Origin of the sequence: Castellaniella ginsengisoli, assembly GCF_040955415.1 — a bacterium.
Taxonomy (GTDB): Bacteria; Pseudomonadota; Gammaproteobacteria; order Burkholderiales; family Burkholderiaceae_B; genus Castellaniella; species Castellaniella ginsengisoli.
Genome location: NZ_CP158257.1, coordinates 983640 through 1009138, shown reverse-complemented (window position 1 = coordinate 1009138; position 25499 = coordinate 983640). Strand labels below are relative to the sequence as shown.

Below are 25499 nucleotides of genomic sequence, written 5' to 3'. Positions count from 1 at the left end.
CGATTGGTATCTCTCGGCTCGAGCGATAGGCGGTCGCTGGAGTCATTTTCTTGAACACTTCGATTACTTTTGCCTCGCTCGGCCTGGCGGAACCCTTGCTGCGCGCCGTTCACGAAGCGGGCTATACCCATCCCACCCCGATCCAGGCCCAGGCCATCCCGCGCGTGCTGGAAGGCGGCGACCTGCTGGCCGCCGCCCAGACCGGGACGGGCAAGACCGCCGGCTTCACGCTGCCGATCCTGCACTATCTGCTGAGCCATCCCGCCGCGCCGCGCCCGGGTCGCCCCCGCGTGCTGGTGCTGACCCCGACGCGCGAACTGACCGCCCAGGTCGAGGAGTCCGTGCGTCTGTACGGCCAGCATACGGCCGTGCGTTCGATGGTGATGTTCGGCGGGGTCAACATCAATCCCCAGATCGCGGCGCTGAGAAAGCCCGTGGACATCCTGGTGGCCACGCCGGGCCGCCTGCTGGATCATGCGCAACAGAAGACGCTGGATCTGTCCGGCATCGAGATCCTGGTGCTGGACGAGGCCGACCGCATGCTGGACATGGGTTTCATCCACGACATCCGGCGCGTGCTCAAGCTGCTGCCGGCCAAGCGCCAGAACCTGCTGTTCTCGGCGACGTTCTCCGACGAGATCCGCAGCCTGGCCCAGGGCATCCTGAACAACCCCGGCGAGGTCTCGGTCGCCCGGCGCAACACCGCCTCCGAGTTGGTCAGCCAGCGCGTGGTGATGACCAGCCAGTCGCACAAGCGCGACCTGCTCAGCCACATCATCCGTGAAAGCGGCTGGCACCAGGTGCTGGTGTTCACGCGCACCAAGCATGGCGCAAACCGCCTGGCCGAAAAGCTGGTGAAAGACGGCCTGACCGCCGCCGCCATCCATGGCAACAAGAGCCAGGCTGCGCGCACCAAGGCCCTGGCCGGCTTCAAGGATGGCAAGGTGGCCGTCCTGGTGGCCACCGATATCGCTGCGCGGGGTCTGGATATCGACCAACTGCCTCAGGTCGTGAATTTCGAACTGCCCAACGTGCCCGAAGACTACGTGCACCGCATCGGCCGCACCGGCCGCGCGGGCAGCGCCGGCGCCGCCCTGTCGCTGGTGGACTCCTCCGAGGTCAAGCTGCTGCGCGCCATCGAGCGCCTGATCAAGCAGACCATCGAACCGATCACTGTGGAAGGCTGGAATCCGTCCGCCATGGTGACGGCCGATTCCGCGCCCGATGCCCGGGAAAAGCGCGCCATCGCGCGCCTGCAGGACGACTTCGGCGGCCGGCGCAATGACGGCGGCCGGCGCGAAGCGTCCGGCCGTGACGGTCGCCGGCCGGGTTCGCCCGCGGCCGACCGCCGTTCGGGCCCGGATGCGCGCCGCGGCGGCGGCCGCGCGCCGGGCAGCCGCCCGGCCCGCGAAGGCGGCACGCATCAGGCGCCGCGCCGGGATGCGCGTCCGGCCACGTCCGGGCGCCCCGCGCTGCTGCACAAGGGCGATTGATCGGGGCCAACGACGCAGGAGCATCCCTATGGCCTGGTCCACCTGGCTGGCTTTCTTCGCGGCGTCCTGGGCGATTTCTTTCTCGCCCGGCCCGGGCGCCGTCTGCTCCATGGCCTCGGGGCTGAAATACGGCTTTCGCCACGGCGTCTGGACCATCGCCGGCCTGCAGGCCGGCATCATCTGCCAGCTCGTCATCGTGGCGCTGGGCGTGGGCGCCCTGCTGGCCACGTCCGAACTGGCCTTCACGATCGTCAAGTGGATCGGTGCCGTTTATCTGGTCTACCTGGGCGTGCGGCAGTTCCGCACCGATGCGGCGCCGGTGGCGGTCGAGGCCCGTCCGCCGCAAAGCGTGCATCCGGTCCGCGACCAGTTGCTGCGCGGCTATCTGGTGAACATCACCAATCCCAAGGGCACCATGTTTCTGCTGGCCGTGGTGCCGCAATTCCTGGACCTGGGCCGACCGTTGCCGCTGCAGTATTTCCTCATCGGCGCCACGCTGTGCCTGACCGATCTGGTGGCCATGAGTTGCTATACTTCGCTGGCTTCGCAGATCCTCCGGATGCTGCGCAAGCCAGGCCACATCCGCTGGCTGAACCGAGGTTTCGGTTCGATGTTCATCCTGGCCGGCACCGTCCTGGCCTCCTTCAGTCACAAGCACTGAAGCCTATCCGACCCTTCCCATGAATTTGAACGACGAAGTCGCCCGCCGACGCACTTTTGCCATCATTTCCCACCCCGACGCGGGAAAGACGACGCTGACCGAAAAACTGCTGCTGTTCGCAGGCGCGATCCAGATCGCCGGGAGCGTCAAGGCGCGCAAGGCCAGCCGCCATGCGGCGTCGGACTGGATGGAAATCGAGAAGCAGCGCGGAATTTCGGTGGCGTCCTCGGTGATGCAGATGGAATACCGCGACTGCGTCATCAATCTGCTGGATACGCCGGGCCACCAGGACTTCTCCGAAGACACCTACCGGGTGCTGACGGCCGTGGATGCCGCCCTGATGGTGATCGACGCCGGCAACGGCGTCGAGCCCCAGACCATCCGCCTGCTGCAGGTCTGCCGCGCCCGCAACACCCCCATCATCACCTTCATCAACAAGCTCGATCGCGAGGTGCGCGAGCCCCTGGACCTGCTCTCGGAGATCGAGGGCCATCTGGGCATGGATGCGATCCCTTTTTCCTGGCCGGTCGGCATGGGGCGGAGTTTCGGCGGGGTGTTCGATCTGCGCCACGACCGGATGCGGGTCTTCCGGCCGGGGGCGGAGCGCCATCGGGATGATGACGAGACCATCGAAGGGCGGGACAATCCGGCGCTGGCGTCCCGCTTTGGCGACGCCCACGCCAAGGCCGCCGAGGAAATCGAGCTGATCACGGGGGCCATGCCCGCGTTCGACCAGGCCGCCTTCCTTGCCGGCCGCCAGACGCCCGTGTTCTTCGGGTCGGCCATCAACAATTTCGGCGTGCGCGAGGTGCTGGACGCCCTGGTGGAACTGGCGCCTGCGCCCGGGCCGCGCGCGGCCCTGGAGCGCAGCGTGCTGCCGGCCGAGCCCAAGTTCACCGGCGTGGTCTTCAAAGTCCAGGCCAACATGGATCCGGCGCACCGCGACCGCGTGGCCTTCGTGCGTGTCAGCTCCGGCCGGTTCGAGCGCGGCATGCGGCTGAAAGTCGCCCGCAACGGCAAGGAAATTCGGCCCAACAACGTCGTATCCTTTCTGTCGCAGCGGCGCGAGATCGTCGAGGAAGCCTTTGCCGGAGACATCATCGGCATTCCCAACCATGGCATTTTGCAATTGGGCGACGTGCTGACCGAAGGCGAATCGCTGACCTTTACGGGGCTGCCGTTCTTCGCGCCGGAGTTGTTCCAGGCGGTCGAGGTCAAGGATCCCCTGCGCACCAAGCAGTTGCGCACCGGGCTGACGCAACTGGGCGAAGAGGGCGCCATTCAGGTGTTCCGCCCCGAAGCCGCCGGCGGTGCGCTGCTGCTGGGCGCCGTGGGCCAGTTGCAGTTCGAGGTGGTCGCGCATCGCCTGAAGACCGAATACGGCGTGGACGCGCGCCTGATGCCGTCGCGCTACAGCCTGGCGCGCTGGATCACCTGCCCGGACGCCAGGATCCTGAAGAAATTCATGGACGCCAACGCGGCCAATATCGCCTATGACGTCGTGGACGCGGTCGCCTTCCTGGCCGGTTCGCCTGCCCAACTGCGGGTTGCCCAGGAGCGCTACCCCGAGATCGAGTTCCACACCATGCGCGAACATGCCGGCCAGGTCTTTGCGTAAGCCCGCGCGGTCGGCCCGCATCCGGACACACGCCGTATCCGGATGCGCCAATCGCATCCTATACAATGCAGAATCCGCATTGATCGACGAGGCGATCCGTCCATGTCCTGGCGTCTGATTTTCGCTTTTCTGCTGGTAGCCGCAGGCGCATCCGCCTGGGGCGGCCTGCAGTTGGGCGACTGGCTGATCGCGCATGGGCCGTCCCAGATCCAGGCGCCGGCGCCGCACCCCGAGCTGGACCAGGACGTCGTGCTGGGCGCCGACGGCAAGCCCTACGTGGCGTCCGCGCCGCAGGTGCTGCCGGACGGCCGCCAGGGGGTGCCGCAACTGGCGCCGCCCGTCGACTGGAAGATCCCGCAGGTCTCCTTGATGGAATCCGGCGGGCCGATCGCCCTGGCGACCACCACGATCTCCATGGACGAAGCCATCGAGCTGGCTTCCCGGAACCAGTTGGGCGACGGTTTGCAGGGCATTGCGCAATTCGGGGGGCTGGGCGGCAGCCAGGTGGTTCAGCCCATCGACGTCACCACGCCGCCGCCGGCGCCGCCGCAGCAGGCCCAGGCAGCCTCCAGCGGCTCCCAGTGGCAGGCGGCTTTCCAGGCTGAACTCAAGGCCTGCGAGTCACTGGGGTTCTTCTCGCGGCCCTCATGCGCCTGGGCGGCCCGCAACAAATACTGCGAGCCCAACGCCGCCTGGGGCCGTGTGCCCGATTGCCCGGCGAAAAAATCCACATTCTGACCTAACCCGGCGAACCAGATCCCGGGCGGGCGGGGCCGCACCGGCAGGCGGATGCGTCCTCACGCCGCCGGCGGGATCACATCTGCGATTGCAGGTAGTTCTGAAGGCCGAGCTGCTCGATCAGGCCGATCTGCGTCTCCAGCCAGTCGATGTGTTCTTCGGTGTCGTTCAGGATGGTCAGGAAGAGATCCCGCGAGGCGAAATCCTGCACCGATTCACAGTAGGCCATGGCTTCCTTGACCGTGGCCTGGGCGCTGGTTTCCAGCTTCAGGTCGCAGGCCAGGATCTCGGGAACGGTCTCGCCCACCAGCAGCTTGTGCAGATCTTGCAGATTCGGCAACCCGTCGAGCATGAAGATGCGCTCGATCAGCAGGTCGGCGTGTTTCATTTCGCCGATGGATTCCTTGTATTCATGTTCGCCCAGCTTGTCCAGCCCCCAGTGGCGCAGCATGCGCGCATGAAGGAAGTACTGGTTGATGGCCGAGAGTTCGTTCTTCAGCTGCTGGTTCAGATAGCGGATGACGGTTTTATCGCCTTGCATGGCCTGTGCTCCTTGGTGCGAGGCCCGACCGGAATCGGACAGGTCAAATCACAAGGCTAGCACGACCCGCGCCCCTCGGGAACCAAGGGGCGGAAAGAATGTGCCGCCGATCAGCGCGGCTAGACCCTAGGCGACGCGGCGGGCGGAGGCGCGCGACAGAACCGTGACTTCGAGCGGCCCGGTCAGTCCGGCAGCGGCAGGGCCGACGTCAGCCGCATAGCGGCCGCCCGGCAGGTATTCCGTCGCGGTGTCTGCGCAGTGGCCGCAACAGGTCGCCACGCCCAGTTGGGCTTGGAGGTCGCCCAGATCCGCCGCCCCCTGGGCGATGGCATCTTGGACCTGGCGTTCGCTGATCGCGTTGCATACACAAATATACATGAGAATGATTATCATATTTTTTAATATGGATGGCAAGCGCTATTTTGACCGGCGGAGCCGGTGCAAGCGCCTGACGGGGCGGAGCCCGCGGCCGCCTCGGCTATACTGCCCGGGACCAGGCCTGCAACGGGTGTGCCGGGCGGTTCGCGTCCCTTTCGTGTGACGCGCATGTCTCCATCCGGTCTGCCGGCCGCGTCCTGATCGAGGGCTTCGTGGCCCCCGAGCGCCGTCCGCTCCCATGAAACTGCCCCCCGCGCCCCGTATCGATCTGCTGGAACCCGCCGTGATGCTGGCGACCGTGCTGCAATGGCTGGTCCTGGCCTCGTTGACGGGGCTGGTCGTCGGCGCCGGCACCAGCCTGTTCCTGCATACGCTGTTCTTCGCGACGGGGCATGCTCAAGCCATGCCCTTGTGGGCCTATTGGCTGCTGCTGCCTCTGGCGGGGCTGGCCAATGGCTTGCTGATGGGCCACATGCGTCGCCGCCTGGCGGCATCGGGCCTGAAGGACTCCATCTTTGCCGCCGTGCACGAGCAGGACGGGCGCATGCCCTGGAAAACCCTGTGGATCAAGCCGGTGGCGGCCATCATCACGCTGGCCAGCGGCGGTTCGGCCGGCAAGGAAGGCCCGTGTTCCCACCTGGGCGCGTCCCTGGGCGCTGTGATCGGTCAGGTGTTCCGGCTGAACGCCGACCTGCGCAGGCGGATCGTGGCCTGCGGCGTCAGCGCCGGCTTCGCCAGCGTGTTCGGCACCCCCATCGCCGGGGCTTTGTACGGCGTGGAAATGCTGATCATCGGCCGCATCCGCCACGATTTCCTGTTTCCCGCCCTGATCGCGGGGGTGACCTCGTACCAGGTCAGCAAGGCGCTGGGCATTCCCTACGACCAGTACGCCGTCGATGTGCTGCCGGTGTTTTCCGAGTCGCTGTTCCTGCGCACCATTCTGGTCGGCATGTTGTGCGGTCTGGTGGCGCGCGTGTTCGTGGACCTGATCTATGCCGTGCGCAACGCCTGCCAGCGGCTGCAAGCCCGCTGGAACGTGTGGCCGCCGCTGATGCCGCTGGCCGGCGGTCTGACGCTGGCGCTGCTGGTGTCCGTGGCCATCCCGACGGACTATCTGGGCCTGAGCCTCCCGCTCATGGACCGGGCTCTGGCGGGCGAGGCGATGCCCTATACCGGCTTCTTGTGGAAAACACTTCTGGTGGCGGTCACTTTGGGCTCGGGCTTCTACGGCGGCATCGTCACGCCGCAGTTCGTCATCGGCGCAGTGGCGGGCAATGCCTTTGCCCATCTGTGCGGCATCAGCCCGGCATTGGGGGCCGCCGTGGGCTTGGTGTCGGTCGTGGCGGCCGCGTCCAATACGCCGCTGGCCGCCATCCTGATGGGCGTGGAACTGTTCGGCGGCGCGGTCGGCACGCTATACGCGGCCGGTGCGGCCATCGCCGCCTACCTGATCATCGGCCATCGCAGCGTGTACCCGGACCAGCGTCTGGGCCACGCCAAATCATCCTGGATGCGCGTGCGGACGGACATTCCGGTCGGCCAGGAAAAAACTCATCTATCCTACGGGCTGCTCAAGGGGTGGCGTCAGTGGCGGGCGCGCAAAGAACGGTCCGAAGCGGATGCGCGGCGGCAAACAGGCGATGGACGGGCCCCCGACGGAGGAAACCGCAACGATGCACAACCCTGAACTGATGCTGGCCGGAATCGGCCTGGTGGCCATGGGCGCCCAGTGGCTGGCCTGGAGTCTGCGGGTGCCGGCGATCCTGTTCCTGCTGCTGGCAGGCATTGCCATCGGGCCGCTGGCCGGCTGGCTGGATCCGGATGCCTTGTTCGGCGACCTGCTGTTTCCCCTCGTCTCGCTGTCGGTGGCCGTGATCCTGTTCGAAGGCAGTCTGACGCTTGAATTCCATCAGACGCGCGGCCTGGCGCGGGTGGTGCGGCGACTGGTGACGGGCGGCACGCTGATTGCGTGGTCGGTCGCGGCCGTGGCGGTGCACTTCTTTTTGGATTTTCCCTGGGACCTGGCGATCTTGTTCGGCGCCATCACGGCCGTCACCGGGCCGACGGTCATTGCGCCGCTGCTCAAGACCGTGCGCCCCGTGGCGCCCGTGGCTCACGCGCTGCGCTGGGAAGGCATCCTGATCGATCCGATCGGCGCCCTGCTGGCCGTGGTCGCCTACGACCTGATGGTGGCCTTGCGCATGACCCACGAATGGGGCCATGCGCTGTGGGCATTCGGCGCCACGCTGGCGACCGGGGCCTGCATCGGCGTGGCGGCCGGCTGGCTGCTGGGAACGCTGCTGCGTCGCAACTGGGTGCCGGATTCCCTGGTCAATCTGTCGGTGCTGGCGCTGGTGTTCACCGCCTTCGCCCTGTCCAATTCGCTGCAGCATGAGTCCGGCCTGCTGGCCGTGACCCTCATGGGGATCTGGCTTGCCAATCAGCCCGGCGTGCCGGTCGACGACATCCTGGAATTCAAGGAGACCCTCAGCCAGATCCTGCTCTCGGCCTTGTTCATCCTGTTGGCGGCGCGCGTGGCGCCGGGCCAGATACTGGACCTGGGCTGGCCTGCGCTCGCCGTGCTGGCGGTGATGCTGTGGGTGGGGCGGCCGTTGAAAGTCCTGTTTTCCACCTGGGGATCGACGTTGAACTGGCGCGAACGCGGCCTGCTGGCCTGGATTGCGCCGCGCGGCATCGTGGCGGCGGCGGTGTCTGCGCTGTTCGCCCTGCGCCTGGAGAAAATGGACGTGCCGCATGCCGAACGGTTGCTGCCGATGACCTTTCTGCTGATCATCGGCACGGTGATCTGGCAAAGCCTGACCGCGCGTCCCGTGGCGCGCCTGTTGAAGGCGGCCGAACCGGACCGGGTGGGCTTTCTGATCGCGGGCGCCAATCCCGTGGCCCGCGCCATCGGCCAGGCGCTGCATGAGCAAGGCGTGCCGGTGCGCCTGTGCGATAGCGACTGGTACAGCCTGTCGCAGGCCCGGATGATGGGGTTGCCCACCTATCACGGCAGCCCGGTGTCCGCGCATGCCCAGCGCAACCTGGACACCACCGGCCTGGGGCGCTTGCTGGCCCTGGGCGTGCGCGACGACGTCAACCAGTTGATCACGGCGCGAGGCCGCGATGAATTCGGTAAAAGAAAGGTCTTCAGCCTGCCCCGCTCCCAGGATGTCGGCCAGGCCGAGAAACACCTGCTGGACGCCGCCTATCGCGGCCGCACCCTCTTCGCTCAGGATCTGGGCTATTGGAAACTGTCCGCCCGACTGGCGGCCGGCGCCCGGGTCAAGGCCACGCGCCTGTCGGACAGCTTCAACTTCGAGCAGTACCGGGCCGAGCGGCCGGGCCACCGCGTGGTGCCCTTGTTTGCCATCAATCCCAAGGGCTATGCGCAGCCGTTCACGCTGGACCAGACGCTGCAGCCCCTTGCGGGATGGACTGTCATCGGGCTGCACGAGGACGACGCGGACGGAATCGAACTGCCCGCCATGCCGGCGCGGGACGCCGCATGACGGCCCAGTCTGGCGCTTCGCGGCGCCCGGCCGCTTCCCCTGGCGCCGCTGCCGGCCCTTCTGGCCGGCGCGTATTTTTCGCCCTGTGGCCAGACCGCGAGACCGCCGGGCTGCTGTCCGGCTGGGCGCGGCATGCCCATGCGGCGTTCGGCGGGCGCATCATGCGGGCCGACACCCTGCACCTGACGCTGGCGTTTCTGGGTTCCGTGCCCCATGACCGGGTGGCGGAGTTGGCGGCCCTGCTGGACGAAGCCGAACTGACCGGAGGCACGCTGCGCCTGGACCGCTATGGGCGTTTTCGCGGCCCGCAGATCGTCTGGGCCGGCCCTTCGGCCCCGCCCCCCTGGCTGGAGGCGATGCATGGGTGGTTGTGGCGCGCTTTGGCGCGCCGGGGGTTTGACCGCCCGGAAGAGCCCTTCCGTCCGCACGTATCGTTGTTGCGCCGGGCGGCGCCGGGCGATCCGGCCATGCTGCCGCCGCCCCGGCCGCTGGACTGGACGCCGCGCCGCTGCGTGCTGGCGGCCTCGGCGCCGCGTCCAGAGGGTTCCTTTTATGAAATCCTGGCCGAATCCGCCCTGCGCGGGCCGGACCCCGGGGTGCAAAGGGAGTGACCGCCCCGGGGTCCGGTCCGCGCCGGCGGATGGGCTACTTCTGCGGCCGGGGGGTGGCGGCCGTGCTCGGCGGCAAGGTGGGGTAGATCACCTGGGGCTGTTCGCCGGTCAGGGTGTGCAAGAAGCGGGTGATGGCCTTGACCTCGGCGTCGTCCAGTTCCTGGCCCAACTGGCTGGTTCCCATGATGGCCACGGCCTGTTCGAGTGACCAGACGTCGCCGCTGTGGAAGTAGGGGGCGGTCAGGGCGATGTTGCGCAAAGGCCCCGCGCGGAACACGTATTCATCGCTGGCGGTATGGGTCACCGTGAAGCGGCCCTTGTCGTCCGGCGGCAGGATGTCCGCGCCGGGTTTCTTCACCACGCCGAAGGGAAAGTAGCCCTGGCCGCCGACGTTGACGCCCCGGTGGCAGGCCACGCAGCCCTTGTCCATGAACAGTTCCAGGCCCTTGAGTTCAACCGTATCCAGGCTGTCGGCGCCGTTCAGGAACTGGTCGAATTTCGAGTGGGGCGTCACCAGCGTGCTCTCGAACGCCTCGATGGCGTGAGCCATGTTCTCGAAGTTGACCGGGTCCGGATCGTCCGGGTAGGCCTTCTGGAACAGGGCGACGTATTCCGGCAGGCTCTTGAGCGTTTCTTCGACCTGGGCCGGGGTGTTGTTCATCTCGACGCTGGCCTGCACGGGGCCTTTGGCCTGTTCTTTCAGGTCGGCGGCGCGGCCGTCCCAGAATTGGGCCTCGTTGAACAGCGCATTGAGGACGGTCGGCGAGTTGCGGGGCCCGTGCTGCCAGCCATGGCCGATCGAAGTCTGGATGTTGTCCGCTCCGCCGGTGCCGACGCTGTGACAGCTATTGCAACTGATGATGTGGCTGCGCGACAGGCGCGGCTCGAAGAACAGCCAGCGGCCCAGCTCCAGGCTGTCCGCGGAGATGTTGCGCTCCTTGATGACGGTCTCTGCCGTGGGGATGGGCTGGAAGTGTTGCCGTGCGGCTTGACGCACGGCATCGGCGGCCGGCGCCCCGGCGGCCAGGGCCGCCGATCCGCACAGGGCGAGGCCGGCGGCCAGGAGACGAATCGCGTGCTTTCTCATGACGTTCCCCTTGTGGAGTGGTTATATCCACTATGGGAACATGGTTATTGGGCCTCGGTATTGATGGGGGTCAATGAACCGTCCGCCGCGCGGCCGGGCGCACGCCCACCGGAACGTCCAGCGTCGTGAGCCTGCCATTGCGCCAGACGTCCAGGCGGGCGGGGCTGCCCGCCGGCAAGGGCGCCAACCGGTTGACCAGGTCGTAGGCGTCTTCCACCGGCTGTCCGTTCAGCGTACGGATGACGTCGCCCACCCGCAGGCCGGCGCGTGCCGCCGGGCCGTGCGGCAGCACGCGGGCGACGATGGCGCCGCGCGTGTCTTTCAGATGGAAGGCCCGCGCCAGATCGGGGGTGAGATCCTGGGGTTCCAGGCCCAGCCAGCCGCGCCGGACGCGGCCATGGGCCAGAATCTCGTCCAGGATGTGGTGCGCCGCCGCCGCCGGGATGGCAAACCCGATTCCCAGCGATCCCCCCGTCTCGGAATAGATCGCCGTATTGATGCCGACCAGTTCGCCCCGGGTGTCGATCAGCGCGCCGCCCGAATTGCCCGGATTGATGGCGGCGTCGGTCTGGATGAAGTCTTCGTAGGTGTTCAATCCCAGGCGGTTGCGCCCCACGGCGGAGACGATGCCCTGGGTCGTGGTCTGGCCTACGCCGAACGGATTGCCGATCGCCAGCACCACGTCGCCCACCCGCACCGAAGGGGTCGGGTCGAAGGCAATCGCGGGCAGGTCCGGCAGGTCGATCTTCAGCACCGCCAGATCGCTTTCCGGGTCGGCGCCGATCAGTTTTGCGGACGCGCGGCGTCCGTCGCGCAGGCGCACTTCGATCGCATCGGCCGCCTCGATCACGTGGTAGTTGGTCAGGATCGCGCCATCGGCGCGCACGATCACCCCCGAGCCCAGGCTGGTGGTGGCCTCACGCCGCGTGAATCCTGGCAAACCGCGCAGGAACTGCTCCAGCCGGGGGTCGGCGGGCAGCGGCACCAACGGAACATCCACATGCTTGGCGGTGTAGATGTTGACCACCGACGGCGCGGCCCGCGCGACGGCGGCGGCATAGCTGACAGGCGCCGTGCCGGAAACGGCGGACGCCGCCGGGGAACCGTCTGCGATCCGGGGAGCCGGCGTCCCGCCAGGCAACCATTGGGGCCGCAAGGTGGCCACCAGGAACAGGATGCCCAGGCAGACCGTGACGGCCTGGGCGAAAATCAGCCACAATCGTCTTATCAGCATGGGATGACTCGATTTTTCTCGGGTGCGCCTGCCGTCTTGCGGCGTGGCGAATACGAATGGCAAAAAGACATACTAAAGGAGATCATATGAATGCGCCCCTGTCTCGCCAGGTCTTGGCGGATTGGCTGAACGATGCGCTGCAGCCGGGACGCTTCCGGGATTATTGCCCGAACGGCTTGCAGGTCCAGGGGCGCGATGAAATCCGCCGCATCGTCACCGGCGTGACGGCGTCTCAGGCCCTGATCGAGGCCGCCGCCGACCGTGGTGCGGATGCCATCCTGGTGCATCACGGCTGGTTCTGGAAGAACGAAGACCCCTGCATCCGGGGGGTCAAGCACCGCCGGCTGTCTGCCTTGATGGCGCATGGGATCAATCTGTACGCCTACCACTTGCCCCTGGACGCCCATCCCGAATGGGGCAACAACGCGCAATTGGCGCGCGTCATGGGCTGGACGCCGGACCTGGATGCTGAAGGCGCGCCCCGGCGTTGCGGCCCCGATGACCTGGTCTGGCTGGGCGCGCCCGTCCATGGCTCGACGGTGGGCGCGCTGGCCGCCGACATCGCCCGGCGGCTGGGGCGCGAGCCTCTGGTGATCGGCGACCCCGGCCAGACGGTGCGGCGGCTGGCCTGGTGCACCGGCGCCGCGCAGGGCATGATGGATGCCGCCCTGGCGGCAGGCGCGGATTGCTACATCAGCGGGGAAATTTCCGAACCCACTGTGCATCTGGCCCGGGAAACGGGCGCGGCCTATATCAGCGCGGGTCATCATGCCACCGAGCGTTACGGGGTCCGCGCCCTGGGCGAGGCCGTCGAAGCCCGTTTCGGCGTGCCTTGCGAATTCGTGGACATCGACAACCCCGTGTGAGGCCCGCCGCGCACCCCCGCGGGGCGGTGTGCGGCCTACTTCTTGAGGGCGTCGCGGATTTCTCGCAGCAGCAGGATGTCTTCGGGGGTGATGTCGGCGACGGGGGCCGGCGGGGCCTCGAAGCGCCGGCGGGCGCGGTTCACCAGCTTGACCATCAAGAACACCACCAGGGCCAGCAGCAGGAAGTTGACGAAGATGGTCAGGAAATGCCCCCAGGCGAACACGACCGCGCCCGCTTTGCTCAGCTCGGCCGCCGTCATGGCGCCCGCGTAGCCTTCGGGCAGGCGCAGCACCCAGAACAGATTGTCGAAATTGACGTCGCCGCCGAGAATGAAGTTGATCAGCGGCATGAACAGATCGGCGACGATCGAGTCGATGATCTTGCCAAAGGCGCCCCCGATGATGACCCCGATGGCCAGGTCCATCATGTTGCCTTTGATGGCGAATTCCTGGAATTCTTTGATGAAACCCCTGGTTGCGCTCATTTCGGTCTTCCTCCATCCATTTACCCCACTGGGCGTAACGCTATAATACGCGGTTGAAGACCCTCGCGGGGAGACGGTTTCACGGCCCCGCATACAGGCAGATCACGTTCAAAATGCTCCGCCCGCCGGGCGGCAACCAGGGATAACAGAATGAGTCAGCATCCGACACAGTCCGACGAGCAGGGCGCAGTCGACCCGAACCTGCCCCCCGATCCTTCGCGCCGCTTCTGGGTCGCTTCGGCCTGTACGCTTGGCGGCGTCGCCGGCGTCGCGACGGCCGTGCCTTTGGTCGGCTCGTTCGCTCCCTCCGAAAAGGCCAAGGCGGCCGGCGCCCCGGTCGAAGCCGACATCTCGGGCCTGGCCGAAGGCGAAATGATGACCGTCGAGTGGCGCGGCAAACCCGTCTGGATCCTGCGCCGCTCGAAAGCCGCCCTCGAAAACCTGCCCAAGCACGATGCCGAGCTCGCCGATCCCCAGTCCGATCGCCCCGGCTATACGCCGGAGTGGGCCAAGAACGAATACCGTTCCCGCAAGCCCGAATACTTCGTCTGCATCGGCATCTGCACCCACCTGGGCTGCTCGCCGACCTCGCATTTGCAGGCCGGCGCCCAGCCGGGCCTGCCCGGCGACTGGCCCGGCGGCTGGCTGTGCCCCTGCCATGGTTCCACGTTCGACCTGGCCGGCCGGGTGTTCGCCAACAAACCGGCCCCTGACAATCTCGAAATCCCGCCCTACGTCTTCTCCGCCGACGGTACCCGCATCACCATCGGCGTCGAAGAAGACAACAAGGCCTGATGGACGCCCCGTTCATCTTTTTGCGATATTGAATCTAGGAGCCTTCCATGGCCGATAAAAACGTCGAGACGACCGGGTTGCTGGGTTGGGTGGACAACCGCTTCCCGCTCACCAAAATGTTCAAAGAGCATATGTCCGAGTACTATGCTCCGAAGAACTTCAACTTCTGGTATTTCTTCGGTTCGCTGGCCCTGCTGGTGCTGGTGATCCAGGTCGTCACCGGGATTTTCCTGGTGATGAACTACAAGCCCGACGCGCGCTTCGCCTTCGAGTCCGTCGAGTACATCATGCGCGAAGTGCCGGGCGGCTGGTTCATCCGCTACATGCACTCCACCGGGGCCTCGATGTTCTTCGTCGTGGTCTACCTGCACATGCTGCGCGGCCTGTTCTACGGCTCGTACCGCAAGCCGCGCGAGCTGGTCTGGATCTTCGGCGTGGCTATCTTCCTGTGCCTGATGGGCGAGGCCTTCTTCGGCTACCTGCTGCCCTGGGGCCAGATGTCCTACTGGGGCGCCCAGGTGATCGTGAACCTGTTCTCGGCGATCCCCTTCATCGGCCCCGAGCTGTCCCTGTGGATCCGCGGCGACTACGTCGTGTCGGATGCCACCCTGAACCGCTTCTTCGCCTTCCACGTGATCGCCATCCCGCTGGTGCTGATCGGCCTGGTCGTGGCGCACATCATCGCCCTGCACGAGGTGGGTTCCAACAACCCCGACGGCGTCGAAATCAAGAAGGGCCCGAAGGATGCGCACGGCCGTCCCGTGGACGGCATCCCGTTCCATCCCTACTACTCGGTGCATGACATGGTCGGCGTGGCGGGTTTCCTGATCGTGTTCGCGGCGATCATCTTCTTCGGCCCCGAGATGGGCGGCTACTTCCTGGAGTACAACAACTTCATTCCGGCCGACCCGCTGAAAACCCCGCCGCACATCGCCCCGGTCTGGTACTTCACGCCGTTCTACACCATGCTGCGCGCCACCACCAGCGACTTCACCTGGGTTCTGGCCGCCGGCGCCCTGCTGGCCGCCGCGGCGCTGTTCGCCAAGGGCAAGCTCTCGGGCGTCTGGCGCCTGGCCGTGCCCGGCATCCTGGTCGTGGTCGCCATCCTGCTGAAGGTCCTGGACGCCAAGTTCTGGGGCGTGGTGTCCATGGGCGGCGCCGTCGTCATCCTGTTCTTCCTGCCGTGGCTGGATCATTCTCCGGTCAAGTCCATCCGTTACCGGCCCAATTGGCACAAGGTCCTGTACGCGATCTTCATCATCGACTTCCTGATCCTGGGCTGGCTGGGCACGCAGCCGGTTTCTCCGGCCGCCACGCTCGTCGGGCAGGTCGGCACGGTCATCTATCTGGCGTTCTTCCTGGCGATGCCCGTCTGGAGCCGTCTGGGCACCTTCAAGCCGGTTCCCGACCGCGTCACCTTCCGGGCCCACTGAAGGCCGAACCACTGACTGTCACGGAAAGATCATGCTGAAAAAACTGCTCGGTGCCCTGGCCCTGTCCCTGACCTGCTCGCTGACCCTCGCTGCCGAGGGCGGTGCGCACCTGGACCGCACGCCTGATCGCATCACCGATATGGCCGCTCTTCAAAACGGCGCCAAACTGTTCGTCAATTACTGCCTGAACTGTCACAGCGCGAACTCCATGCGCTACAACAAGCTCATGGATCTGGGCCTGTCCGAGGACGACATCAAGAAGAATCTGCTCTTCACCCGCGAGAAGGTCGGCGATCTGATGACGATCTCCATGACCCCCGAGGACGCGAAGAAATGGTTCGGCGCCGCGCCGCCGGATCTGTCCGTGATCGCCCGCGCCAAGAGCGCCAATTTCGGTCCGTCCGGCGTGGATTACATCTACACCTACCTGCGCACCTTCTACCGCGACTCGACCAAGAAGACCGGCTGGAACAACGTCGTCTTCCCCAGCGTCGGCATGCCCAACGCGCTCTGGGAGCTCGAAGGCCCGCGCACCTTCACGGATATCGAAGTCCACCAGGTCGCCGACGACCAGGGCAATACGCACTGGGAGCGCACCACCACGGTCTACGACGCCGATGGCATCCCCACCGTCAAGAGCGAGGTTCTGCAGGGCTACACCGGCGGGGCCACCCGCGTCACCCGCTTCGACTCCGACGACGCCAAGGCTTTCAGCAAGTTCGAAAGCGACGTCGCCGACCTCAGCAACTTCCTGGGCTGGATGGCGGAGCCCGGTCAACTGGCGCGCAAGCAGATCGGCGTCTGGGTGATGCTGTTCCTGTTCCTGTTCCTGTTTGTCGCCATCCGCATGAATGCGGCATACTGGAAGCATGTCCGTTAAGGTCGGACGCGCCCTCCGGGGCGCATGACCCTCTTCCGGCCGCGCGTATGCCGGGATGCCAGCCAGGCGTTGCCACGCCTGGCTTGGCGTTTTCCGGCTTCCCGCGCGTTCTTCGAATTCTTTGCATTGGAACCCACGACATGATGGTGCTCTATTCCGGGACGACCTGCCCTTTTTCGCAACGCTGCCGCTTCGTGCTGTTCGAAAAAGGCATGGATTTCGAGATCCGCGACATCGACCTGTACAACAAGCCCGAAGACATCGCGGTGATGAATCCTTACGGTCAGGTGCCCATCCTCGTCGAGCGCGATCTGGTTCTGTACGAGTCGAACATCATCAACGAGTACATCGACGAACGCTTTCCGCATCCGCAATTGATGCCGGCCGATCCGATCATGCGGGCGCGCACCCGCCTGTTTCTGTACAACTTCGAAAAAGAGCTGTTCGTCCACGTCTCCACCCTGGAAAGCCGCAGCATCACCGATGAAAAGGTCCGCGATGTGGCCCGCGCCAACATCCGCGACCGCCTGGCCCAACTGGCTCCGCTGCTGGTGAAGAACAAATTCATGTTGGGCGAGGAATTTTCCATGCTGGACGTGGCCGTCGCCCCGTTGCTGTGGCGCCTGGGCCACTATGGGATCGAACTGCCCAAGAGCGCGGCGCCGATCCAGAAGTATGCCGAACGCCTGTTTTCGCGTCCGGCCTACATCGAGGCGCTCACCCCTTCCGAAAAGGTCATGCGCCGCTGAGCCTATGCAGGAATCTTCGACCAAACCGTACCTGATCCGTGCCCTGCACGAGTGGTGCACGGACAACGGCTACACCCCCTACCTGGTGGTGACCGTCGATGAAAACACCGTGGTGCCGCCCGCCCATGTCCACGACGGCCAGATCACGTTGAACATCAGCCACCTGGCCACCAATCGCTTGACGCTGGGCAACGACTACATCGAGTTCGAGTCCCGTTTCAACGGGGCGGTGGAGCATCTGTTCATTCCCGTGGGGGCGGTGTCGGCGGTGTATGCCCGCGAAACCGGTGCCGGCATGGGCTTCGAGGTGGTGGCCTCGCGGCCCTATCCGGGCGGGGAAGATGCGCCGGAGCAGCCCGCGCCGCCCGCAGGGCCGCCGCCGGACGATGGGCCCGATGCGCCCAAGCCGTCCCACCTGAAAGTCGTCAAATAGGGCGCCCGCGTCCTGTAGAATGACGATCCTTGGCCGGCTTAGCTCAGTTGGTAGAGCAGCTCACTTGTAATGAGAAGGTCGGGGGTTCGATTCCTCTAGCCGGCACCAATGCGATCCACATCGCACTGTTTCATTGCCATTGCCCCGCAGGCCGGATGCCATCCGCACTGCGGGGTGTTTTTCATGGCGCGCCGTGCAATGGCGGGAGCTCCTCTCTGTGGCTGGGAATGGCGCGGCCGGCTACATGACGAATGTGGTATCACCTGAAGCCGAAACCGGCTATCATGCACAGCTACATTTGAGTCGAGGCGATCCCGGCGCTGAGGAGGTGGGCCGCCGGCCTGCGGACGACACTCGGACAGCATGCGGACATGAGCCAGACCATTTCCCTTGACACGAACCCTTCACGGCCGATGCTCCAGGCGGCATGGGTCTCGGCGGCCGCATTCTTGCTTGCGCTGGTCAGTCTGCTCGTACAACCGGCGTTCGCCGGCGCATTCCTATGGCCGGCCAATGCGATTCTGGCCGGGCTGCTGCTTCGCCACACCAAACCGATCCGCTTTCTGGCGTGGGTGCCTCTGGGCGCCGCCCTGGCCGTTGCCCGTTTCAGCCTGGGCATCGCCTGGCCCCGGGCCTTGGCGGACGGCCTGGCCGATCTGGCGGGAATCTGGGTGATCTGGCTTATCCTGGCGCGTTTCTGGCCGCTCGACAATCTGCGGACGCCCAGGGCGGTGCTCCGGATGCTGTTGGCCGGGCTGGCGGCGGCGGTGGTGACGGCGGCGGCCGGGCTGCCCGCCCGTTTCCTGCTGCAGGCCGCGCCGGCTTCCTGGGAGGCGGTCGCCAGCGGCTGGCTCGGCCAATGGCTTGGCTACTGCATCTTCCTGTTGCCGGTCCTGCTGTTGCCCAAGATGGAAATTCCCGGAATCGATCGCCGCCACCGCGAGCACGGCCTGCTGCGCGGGCCGGGTGCATGGGCCGCGCGGATGCCGGCGCTGCTGCTGGCGGCCAGCCTGGTGCTGTGCTTCCTGCTGGGCGGGCCTGGCGCCCTGCTGCTGCCTTTCGCCGCCTTGCTGTATTGTGCGCATGCCTATCAGCAATGGACTTCGGCCTGGCTGGCGCTGGCGTCCGCCCTCGGAGTCCTGCTTGCCTTCGGCGCCGGCTGGACCCTGGCGCCGGGCGATCCGTCGGCGCAGTGGCCAGTCTGGACCCGGATATCCCTGCAGGTGGGCGTCCTGTTGCTGATGACAGTGCCGTTGCTCATGTCCAGCGCGCTGGCGGCGCGCGGCGATCTGATCGTGTCGCTGAACCGCGCCCTGGATCACGACGATCTGACGCAGGCCTTGTCCCGCCCGGCTTTCACGCGAGGCGCCCAGGAGTATCTCCGGCGGATTCCTCCGGCGCCGTACGGCAACGGGCTGATGATGCTGGACATCGATCATTTCAAGCGGCTCAACGACCGGCACGGCCATGCGGCCGGAGACAACGTGCTGTCCGAGTTCTCCCGCACCATCCGGGAGGCCATCCGCCCTGAGGATCTCTTCGGGCGGCTGGGCGGCGAAGAGTTCGGCGTCGTCCTGCCGGATTGTTCTCTCGAAGACACCGCCGAGATCGCGGAGCGGCTGCGGGTGTGTGTGGAAAAGATCCGTCTTTACTACGACAGCGACGAGCCCCTGAGAATCACGGTCAGCATCGGTATCGCGCACGACAGGCAGGGGCCGTCCCCCAATCTGGAAACGCTGCTGTCGCATGCGGATCAGGCGCTCTATCAGGCCAAGCGCCTGGGCCGCAACCGCTTTTGCACCTACAGGGCCGATGCGGATGACGCGGCCGAAGGCTGTCTGACGCATGCCGTCAGGGCTTGACGCGGTCCCCCGGGGCGGGAGGCCGCCCGGAGGGGGGCTCAGCCGCAGTCGCGCAGGATCTTGGCCGCCGCGATGGCGAAATACGTCAGGATGCCGTCGCCGCCGGCGCGCTTGAAGGCGAGCAGGGATTCCATCATCACTTTGTCGTGATCCAACCAGCCGTTGGCGGCGGCGGCCTTGATCATCGCGTATTCGCCGCTGACCTGATAGGCGTAGGTGGGCATGCCGAAGGCATTCTTGACCTCGCGCAGCACGTCCAGATAAGGCAGGCCGGGCTTGACCATCACCATGTCCGCGCCTTCGCGGATGTCGGCCGCAACCTCGCGCAGGGCTTCCAGGCGATTGGCGGGGTCCATCTGGTAGGTGGCTTTGTTGGACGCGCCCAGGTTGGCGGCCGAGCCCACCGCGTCGCGGAAAGGGCCGTAGAAGGCGCTGGCGTATTTGGCGGAGTAGGCCATGATGCGGGTGTGGATGCGGTCCTGGGCATCCAGCGCCTGGCGCACGGCGCCGATGCGGCCGTCCATCATGTCGCTGGGGGCGACGATGTCCGCGCCTGCCTGGGCGTGGGTCAGCGCCTGGCGCACCAGCATGTCCACCGTGGGGTCGTTCAGCAACTGTCCGTCGGCGTCGATCAGGCCGTCCTGGCCATGGCTGGTGTAGGGGTCCAGGGCCACGTCGGTCAGCACGCCCAGCTCGGGGAAGTTCGATTTCAGCAGCGCCACGGTGCGCGGGATCAGGCCGTCGGGATTGGCGGCTTCCCGGCCGTCCGGTGTTTTCAAGGACGGATCGATGTGCGGAAACAGGGCCAGCACGGGAATGCCCAGCTCCAGGCATTGCTCGGCCGTGCGCAGCAGGATATCGGGGGATTGCCGGGCCACGTCGGGCATCGAGGCCACGGGGTCGTGCACGTCGCGGCCCTCGCAGACGAACACCGGATAGATCAGGTCGTCCACCGACAGGCGGGTCTCGCGCACCAGGCGGCGGGAGAAATCGTCGCGCCGGTTGCGGCGCAGGCGCGCGGCGGGAAAGTCGACGGGAGGCAGGAAGGCAGTCATGCGGAACTCCGGAAAACCCCGGCCGTACGCGGCGGGGCGATGCTGGATGGCAGGGGGCGGTGCGCTCAGGGCACGGCCTGGGGCGAGATCCAGTTTTCGATGTGGACGGCGGCCTCGTCCAGGCCGATGCGGTGGGTGGCGGAAAAGGGCAGCGCGGTCAGCGTGCCGATGTCGGCCAGTTCTTTGCGCACGCGGGCGGCGGCCTGAACGCGCTGGCCGTAGGGCAGTTTATCGGCCTTGGTCAGCAGGGCCAGGGTCGGCAGCCCGCGCAGCGCGATCCATCGGGCCAGGCGCCGGTCCAGGTCGGTGACACCCCGGCGGATGTCGATCAGCAGCACGACGCCCGCCAGGCTGGCGCGTTCGTGCAGGTAGCCGCCCAGAACCTCGGCCCATTCGTCGCGCGAGGAACGGTCCACGGCGGCGTAGCCGTAGCCGGGCAGGTCCACCAGGAAGCCGAGCCAGGCGTCCGGCGTGATCGGATCGGGGATGCCGAAGAGGTTGATCAGGCGGGTGCGGCCGGGCGTCTTGCTGGAAAAGGCCAGGCGGCGCTGATTGGCCAGGACGTTGATGGCGGAAGATTTTCCCGAGTTGGAGCGGCCGACGAAGCAGACTTCGGCGGTGGTCGGGGCGGGCAACTGATCCAGCCGGGCGGCGGACACCGTGAACTGGGCGCGATGGAGAAGAGACACGGAGGCGGGCTCGACAAGAAGGGCGGGTGAAGCCTATTGTATAATTTCAGATTGAATGTTGCGCCGCGCATCGCGTGTCCCGGGCGGATCCGGTGTCGGCCTTGTCAGGCGCCGGTCCCCGGCGTCGCGAACGAATCACCACCGAGGATCTCATGAAGCGTGCGCTTTCCAGTGTGTTCATGGCCGGCAGCCTGATTCTCGCCGGCGCTCTGCCCGGCCTCGCCCATGCCGAAGACGCCCCGAAACCCGATGCCAAGGCCGGCGAGCAACTGTTCGTCAACGGCGATCCCGCGCGCGGCGTGCTGGCCTGTGTCACCTGTCATGGCGAAGGCGGCAACAGCACCATTCCCATGAATCCCAATCTGGCCGCGATGCCCCACGAATACATCGCCAAGCAGTTGCGCGACTTCGCGCCGCAGGGCGACAAGCCCGCCGTGCGCACGGGCGCCGAGGGCGCGCCTTCGATCATGACGGCCATCGCCGCGGCCCTGACCCCCGAGGACATCCAGAACGTGGCGCTGTACCTGTCGCATCAGAAGATGGATTGGGACAAGGCCGCCACGGCCACGAACGAAGACACCACGGAGCGCGGCCAGACCATCTGGCGCGCCGGCATCGCCGATCGCAAGGTTCCGGCCTGTGCCGCGTGCCACTCGGCGAACGGCGCCGGCCTGCCGGCCGAATTCCCGCGGCTGGCCGGCCAGCATCCCGAATACCTGCTGGAACAGCTCAAGCTTTTCCGCTCGGGCGACCGGGTCAACGCGATCATGTTCGACATCGCCGACCGCATGAACGACAAGGATCTGGCCGCCGTCGCCGATTACGCCGCCGGCTTGCGCTAGGCGGATTTCCCGGTCGCGCGCAGGGTCTTGAGGGGGGCCTGGCGCCGGCCGGTGTATCGTTAAAACATAAAGTATTTGAACCGAGGGGGCGCGCACAAGCGAACCCTCATTTTTTATGAGCCGGGCTGCCGTGGCGTCTCTTTCCCGTTCCCGCGCTTTGGGCGCTGATCTCATCGAACTCCTGGGTTCGATGCGCTTTGCAATCAGCCTGCTGGTGTTCATCTGCGTGGCCAGCTTGATTGGCACCGTACTGCCCCAGAACCAGGGCGCCAACACCTACGTCGATCAGTTCGGGCCCTTCTGGTTCGCGGTCTTCGACCAGTTCTCCATCTGGCACGTCTACAACAGTGCGTGGTTCCTGCTCATCATGGCGTTCCTGGTGGTGTCGACGACGCTGTGCGTGCTGCGCAATGCGCCGAAGATGCTGCGCGACATGCGTTCGTTCCGGGAATACGTGCGCGGCTCCAGCCTCAAGGCCTTCCATCATCGGGTCGAACTGAGCAGCGGCCGCACGCCGGACCAGGCCTGCGCCGAGGTGGGCGCGCTGCTGCAGGCGCAGGGCTTCCGCTACCGGGTGCGCGAAGACGGCGAGAGCCGCATGGTGGCGGCCAAGAAGGGCGCGGCCAATCGCCTGGGATACATCTTCGCGCACGTGGCCATCGTCGTGATCTGTCTGGGCGGCCTGCTGGACAGCGAACTGCCGGTCCGGGTGCAGACCTGGTTGTTCGACAAGCAGCCCGTGACCGGCAACATGCTGATTTCCGATGTGCCTGAATCCGGCCGCCTGTCCGCGCGCAATCCCAGCTTCCGCGCCAACATGCTGATCCCCGACGGCAAGCAGAGCAGCATGGGCATCGTGGCGGCGGACCAGGGCGTGCTGCTGCAGCCCCTGCCGTTCACGCTGAAGCTCAATAAGTTTCACATCGACTATTACGACACCGGCATGCCCAGCGATTTCCGCAGCGACGTGACGGTGACCGATCTGGCGACCGGCGAGTCGTTCGATCAGACGATCCAGGTCAACGAACCGCTGCGCTATCGCGGCGTGACGGTCTACCAGTCCAGCTTCGACGATGGCGGCAGCAGCCTGCAACTGAAAGCCTGGCCGCTGCGGGGCCCCGCCGCGCAGCCCGTGGATATCTCCGGCACGGTCGGGCGCGAGGCCAGGCTGCCCGACGCGCTGGGCGGGCTGACGGTGGACTACACCGGCCTGCGCGTGATCAACGTCGAAAACATGGGCGACGGCCAGGATCCCCAGCCGTCCGACGTGGTTGCGCACGTGGCCGCCGTGACCGGCAGCGCGGCCCGGCAGCGCAACGACGATCTGCGCAACGTCGGCCCGAGCGTGCAATACCGGTTGATCGGCGCCGACGGCCAGGCGCACGAGTTCAATCAGTATCTGCTGCCGGTGATGCTCGACGGCTTGCCGACATTCCTGCTTGGGGTGCGCGATACGGCCTCGCAGCCGTACCGTTATCTGCGCATCCCCGCCGACGGGCAGGGGTCGATGGCGGAATTCATGCGGTTGCGCGCCGCACTGGACGACGCCGGCCTGCGCGAGCAGGCCGCGCAGCGCTTTGCCGACCGCAATGCGCCCGCCGGCGAGCAGCGCGATCTGATGTTCCAGGCCGCGCGCGGGGCGCTGCGCACCTTTGCGCGCGATGGGTTCAACGGCATCATCGACGCCGCGCCCGCCGAGCAGCGGGAAAAGATCCTGAACTTCGCCGTACCCATGATCCAGCTCAGCCTGACCGAGCTGCGCGATCTGGTGCGCTCCAGGCAGGGCGAGCCTGCGCTCGACCTCCAGGGGGCCGAGGCGGAACGCGCGCGCCAGTGGATGCGCCAGGCCGTGCTGGCGCTGGCGTCGCTGCCGGACTATCCTGCTTCTGTCGCCCTGCAACTGACCGGCTTCGAGCAAGTCCAGGCGAGTGTCTTCCAAGTGGCCCGCAGTCCGGGCAAGGCCGTCGTCTATTTCGGCTGCCTGCTGTTGGTGCTGGGGGTGTTCTCGATGTTCTACATCCGGGAGCGCCGCGTCTGGGTGTGGATCCGGCCGCAGGATGGGGGCAGCGCCTGGCTGGCCGCCATGACCACCCAGCGGCGCACCCTGGATTTCAACCACGAATTCGAGCGGCTGCGGGATGCCCTGCGCCGCCTCTCCGGAGAACCCGATCATGACGCCTGATTCCGTTGCCGCTGCCGCCTGGCCCCAGAGCATGAATGCCAGCGGCGATCACCGGGGCCGCCGGGGCCGGCCCGACTGGACCGATTTCGGTTTCTTCCTGCTGCTCGCGGTGGGCGCGGGCCATGTGCTGAGCGAATACGGCACATTCATGGATGACTACGAAAAACTGATCCTGATCGGCGCGGTCGGCCTGTTTAGCTGGATGGGCTGGCTGTGGCGGCCCTTGCGCACCCTGATGCTGGCCAGCGGCCTGACGGCGCTGCTGGCGATCTGGCTCTACAGCCCCACGGGCGTTCTGCTGCAGGGCGACCTCTCGCTGGCCGAAGACCGCTTCTTGCTGAAATACCTGATTTCCTCGCAGTCGGCCATTTTGTGGATGTGCGCCCTGTTCGTTCTGGCGACGGTCTGCTACTGGGCGGGGTTCGCCAGCCGCACGGCTGCCTGGCTGGGCACCATCCTGACCTGGGCGGCGGTCTACGCCGGCGTCACGGGACTGCTGGTGCGCTGGCGCGAAGGCCATCTGCTGGGGCCCGACATCGGCCACATCCCCGTCAGCAATCTGTACGAAGTCTTTGTCCTGCTGTCCCTGGTCACCGCCCTGTTCTACCTGTACTACGAGCGCCGCTACGCCACGCGCGCCCTGGGGGGCTTCGTGCTGCTGGTCATCAGTTCCCTGGTGGTGTTCCTGTTGTGGTATTCCTTCACCCGGGACGCCTACCAGATCCAGCCTCTGGTTCCCGCCTTGAAGAGCTGGTGGATGAAGCTGCACGTGCCGGCCAACTTCATCGGCTACGGAACCTTCAGCCTGGCCGCCATGGTGGGCTTCGCCTACCTGGTCAAGTCGCACGGCGAGACCCGCACCTGGAAGCCGTTGGTGCCGGTGTTCGTCCTGGGCGCGGTCCTGTGCGCCGAGCCGCTGATCTTCGGCTCGCGCGAGCTGTCGGCCACCTGGATGCTGTATTTCGGCATCGGCGCATTGATCGTGGGCACGATCCTGGCGTTCCGCGCGCCGATCGCCCGGAAATTGCCCGCCCTGGAAATTCTCGACGACATCATGTATCGGGCTATCGCGGTGGGCTTCGCTTTCTTCACCGTGGCCACGATCCTGGGGGCGCTGTGGGCGGCCGATGCCTGGGGCACCTACTGGCAATGGGACCCCAAGGAAACCTGGGCGCTGATCGTCTGGCTGAATTACGCCGCCTGGCTGCACATGCGCCTGATGAAAGGGCTGCGCGGCGCCATGGCCGCCTATTGGGCGCTGTCGGGCCTGCTGGTGACCAGCTTCGCCTTCCTGGGGGTCAATATGTTCCTGTCGGGCCTGCACTCGTACGGCGAGCTGTAATCCCGCCAGGCGA

Annotated in this window: 24 protein-coding genes and 1 tRNA gene; 18 read left to right on the top strand and 7 right to left on the bottom strand. The window is 66.4% G+C overall.

Annotated elements, in window-relative coordinates; translation table 11 throughout:
• Positions 1 to 50 precede the first annotated feature (50 nt).
• From ABRZ00_RS04725 to ABRZ00_RS04710, 4 genes are all read left to right on the top strand, one after another.
• Complete coding sequence (locus tag ABRZ00_RS04725; RefSeq protein WP_368640953.1) at positions 51 to 1493, top strand: DEAD/DEAH box helicase; 1443 nt, start codon at positions 51 to 53, stop codon at positions 1491 to 1493.
• Positions 1494 to 1521: 28 nt separating this feature from the next.
• Entirely contained in the window at positions 1522 to 2154 is a 633-nt protein-coding gene (locus ABRZ00_RS04720; RefSeq protein ID WP_368640954.1) for a LysE family transporter, read from the top strand.
• 19 nt (positions 2155 to 2173) lie between these two features.
• On the top strand, positions 2174 to 3772 hold the full coding sequence (locus ABRZ00_RS04715) for a peptide chain release factor 3 (protein ID WP_343837606.1): 1599 nt from the start codon (positions 2174 to 2176) through the stop codon (positions 3770 to 3772).
• A gap of 102 nt (positions 3773 to 3874) precedes the next feature.
• Positions 3875 to 4510 carry a hypothetical protein gene (locus ABRZ00_RS04710; protein WP_368640955.1) on the top strand — a complete coding sequence of 212 codons (636 nt, stop codon included), beginning with the start codon at positions 3875 to 3877 and terminating at the stop codon, positions 4508 to 4510.
• Between the two features lie 76 nt (positions 4511 to 4586).
• On the opposite strand, the gene bfr is transcribed toward ABRZ00_RS04710, so the two are convergent.
• Both bfr and ABRZ00_RS04700 read right to left on the bottom strand, forming a co-directional pair.
• The gene (gene bfr, locus ABRZ00_RS04705; protein WP_343837610.1) at positions 4587 to 5051 is read right to left on the bottom strand and encodes a bacterioferritin; all 465 of its coding nucleotides are present in this window, start codon (positions 5049 to 5051) and stop codon (positions 4587 to 4589) included.
• Between the two features lie 126 nt (positions 5052 to 5177).
• Positions 5178 to 5429 (bottom strand): (2Fe-2S)-binding protein, encoded by a 252-nt coding sequence (locus ABRZ00_RS04700; RefSeq protein ID WP_343837612.1) that lies wholly within the window; start codon positions 5427 to 5429, stop codon positions 5178 to 5180.
• Positions 5430 to 5667: 238 nt separating this feature from the next.
• Here ABRZ00_RS04700 and ABRZ00_RS04695 point away from each other — a divergent pair, with 238 nt between their 5' ends.
• Genes ABRZ00_RS04695 through thpR form a run of 3 tightly spaced genes read left to right on the top strand, consistent with a single transcriptional unit; the run spans position 5668 to position 9552 of the window.
• Positions 5668 to 7116 (top strand): chloride channel protein, encoded by a 1449-nt coding sequence (locus ABRZ00_RS04695; RefSeq protein ID WP_368640956.1) that lies wholly within the window; start codon positions 5668 to 5670, stop codon positions 7114 to 7116.
• Complete coding sequence (locus ABRZ00_RS04690; RefSeq protein WP_368640957.1) at positions 7103 to 8941, top strand: cation:proton antiporter; 1839 nt, start codon at positions 7103 to 7105, stop codon at positions 8939 to 8941. The genes ABRZ00_RS04695 and ABRZ00_RS04690 overlap by 14 nt, the downstream gene beginning before the upstream one ends.
• A complete protein-coding gene (thpR, locus tag ABRZ00_RS04685; protein ID WP_368647851.1) occupies positions 8938 to 9552 on the top strand; it encodes an RNA 2',3'-cyclic phosphodiesterase in 615 nt (204 codons plus the stop codon). Before ABRZ00_RS04690 ends, thpR begins: the two co-directional genes overlap by 4 nt.
• A 34-nt stretch (positions 9553 to 9586) precedes the next feature.
• On the opposite strand, the gene ABRZ00_RS04680 is transcribed toward thpR, so the two are convergent.
• Together ABRZ00_RS04680 and ABRZ00_RS04675 are read right to left on the bottom strand one after the other, a co-directional pair.
• The gene (locus tag ABRZ00_RS04680) at positions 9587 to 10639 is read right to left on the bottom strand and encodes a cytochrome-c peroxidase (RefSeq protein WP_368640959.1); all 1053 of its coding nucleotides are present in this window, start codon (positions 10637 to 10639) and stop codon (positions 9587 to 9589) included.
• A gap of 70 nt (positions 10640 to 10709) precedes the next feature.
• On the bottom strand, positions 10710 to 11867 hold the full coding sequence (locus tag ABRZ00_RS04675) for a S1C family serine protease (protein WP_368642782.1): 1158 nt from the start codon (positions 11865 to 11867) through the stop codon (positions 10710 to 10712).
• Between the two features lie 92 nt (positions 11868 to 11959).
• Between ABRZ00_RS04675 and ABRZ00_RS04670 the strand changes: the two genes are divergently transcribed.
• Positions 11960 to 12739, top strand: coding sequence for a Nif3-like dinuclear metal center hexameric protein (locus ABRZ00_RS04670; protein WP_343837626.1), 780 nt, complete (start codon positions 11960 to 11962; stop codon positions 12737 to 12739).
• A gap of 35 nt (positions 12740 to 12774) precedes the next feature.
• Here the strand turns inward: ABRZ00_RS04670 and mscL are convergent, their stop codons facing one another.
• Positions 12775 to 13224 carry a large conductance mechanosensitive channel protein MscL gene (mscL, locus tag ABRZ00_RS04665; RefSeq protein ID WP_343837628.1) on the bottom strand — a complete coding sequence of 150 codons (450 nt, stop codon included), beginning with the start codon at positions 13222 to 13224 and terminating at the stop codon, positions 12775 to 12777.
• A gap of 150 nt (positions 13225 to 13374) precedes the next feature.
• On the opposite strand from mscL, the gene petA reads away from it, so the two are divergent.
• The 7 genes from petA to ABRZ00_RS04630 all read left to right on the top strand — a co-directional run bounded on the left by petA (position 13375) and on the right by ABRZ00_RS04630 (position 19376).
• Positions 13375 to 14019 carry a ubiquinol-cytochrome c reductase iron-sulfur subunit gene (gene petA, locus ABRZ00_RS04660; RefSeq protein ID WP_343837630.1) on the top strand — a complete coding sequence of 215 codons (645 nt, stop codon included), beginning with the start codon at positions 13375 to 13377 and terminating at the stop codon, positions 14017 to 14019.
• Between the two features lie 47 nt (positions 14020 to 14066).
• A complete protein-coding gene (locus ABRZ00_RS04655) occupies positions 14067 to 15452 on the top strand; it encodes a cytochrome bc complex cytochrome b subunit (RefSeq protein WP_368640960.1) in 1386 nt (461 codons plus the stop codon).
• A 31-nt stretch (positions 15453 to 15483) separates the two neighbouring features.
• Positions 15484 to 16332, top strand: a complete 849-nt coding sequence (locus ABRZ00_RS04650; RefSeq protein ID WP_368640961.1) for a cytochrome c1 — start codon at positions 15484 to 15486, stop codon at positions 16330 to 16332.
• Positions 16333 to 16472: 140 nt separating this feature from the next.
• Complete coding sequence (locus ABRZ00_RS04645; protein ID WP_343837637.1) at positions 16473 to 17081, top strand: glutathione S-transferase N-terminal domain-containing protein; 609 nt, start codon at positions 16473 to 16475, stop codon at positions 17079 to 17081.
• 4 nt (positions 17082 to 17085) lie between these two features.
• A complete protein-coding gene (locus ABRZ00_RS04640; protein ID WP_368640962.1) occupies positions 17086 to 17514 on the top strand; it encodes a ClpXP protease specificity-enhancing factor in 429 nt (142 codons plus the stop codon).
• 32 nt (positions 17515 to 17546) lie between these two features.
• A tRNA-Thr gene (locus tag ABRZ00_RS04635) sits at positions 17547 to 17622 on the top strand.
• 263 nt (positions 17623 to 17885) lie between these two features.
• Positions 17886 to 19376 carry a diguanylate cyclase gene (locus tag ABRZ00_RS04630; RefSeq protein ID WP_368640963.1) on the top strand — a complete coding sequence of 497 codons (1491 nt, stop codon included), beginning with the start codon at positions 17886 to 17888 and terminating at the stop codon, positions 19374 to 19376.
• A 38-nt stretch (positions 19377 to 19414) separates the two neighbouring features.
• On the opposite strand, the gene hemB is transcribed toward ABRZ00_RS04630, so the two are convergent.
• Positions 19415 to 20431 carry a porphobilinogen synthase gene (hemB, locus tag ABRZ00_RS04625; RefSeq protein WP_368640964.1) on the bottom strand — a complete coding sequence of 339 codons (1017 nt, stop codon included), beginning with the start codon at positions 20429 to 20431 and terminating at the stop codon, positions 19415 to 19417.
• 65 nt (positions 20432 to 20496) lie between these two features.
• On the bottom strand, positions 20497 to 21120 hold the full coding sequence (gene yihA, locus ABRZ00_RS04620; RefSeq protein WP_368640965.1) for a ribosome biogenesis GTP-binding protein YihA/YsxC: 624 nt from the start codon (positions 21118 to 21120) through the stop codon (positions 20497 to 20499).
• Positions 21121 to 21272: 152 nt separating this feature from the next.
• Between yihA and ABRZ00_RS04615 the strand changes: the two genes are divergently transcribed.
• The 3 genes from ABRZ00_RS04615 (at position 21273) to ccsB (ending at position 25486) form a co-directional block, all read left to right on the top strand.
• Entirely contained in the window at positions 21273 to 21962 is a 690-nt protein-coding gene (locus ABRZ00_RS04615; RefSeq protein WP_343837647.1) for a c-type cytochrome, read from the top strand.
• 190 nt (positions 21963 to 22152) lie between these two features.
• Positions 22153 to 24144 (top strand): cytochrome c biogenesis protein ResB, encoded by a 1992-nt coding sequence (locus ABRZ00_RS04610; RefSeq protein ID WP_368642783.1) that lies wholly within the window; start codon positions 22153 to 22155, stop codon positions 24142 to 24144.
• Positions 24134 to 25486 carry a c-type cytochrome biogenesis protein CcsB gene (ccsB, locus tag ABRZ00_RS04605; protein ID WP_368640966.1) on the top strand — a complete coding sequence of 451 codons (1353 nt, stop codon included), beginning with the start codon at positions 24134 to 24136 and terminating at the stop codon, positions 25484 to 25486. Before ABRZ00_RS04610 ends, ccsB begins: the two co-directional genes overlap by 11 nt.
• Positions 25487 to 25499 lie beyond the last annotated feature (13 nt).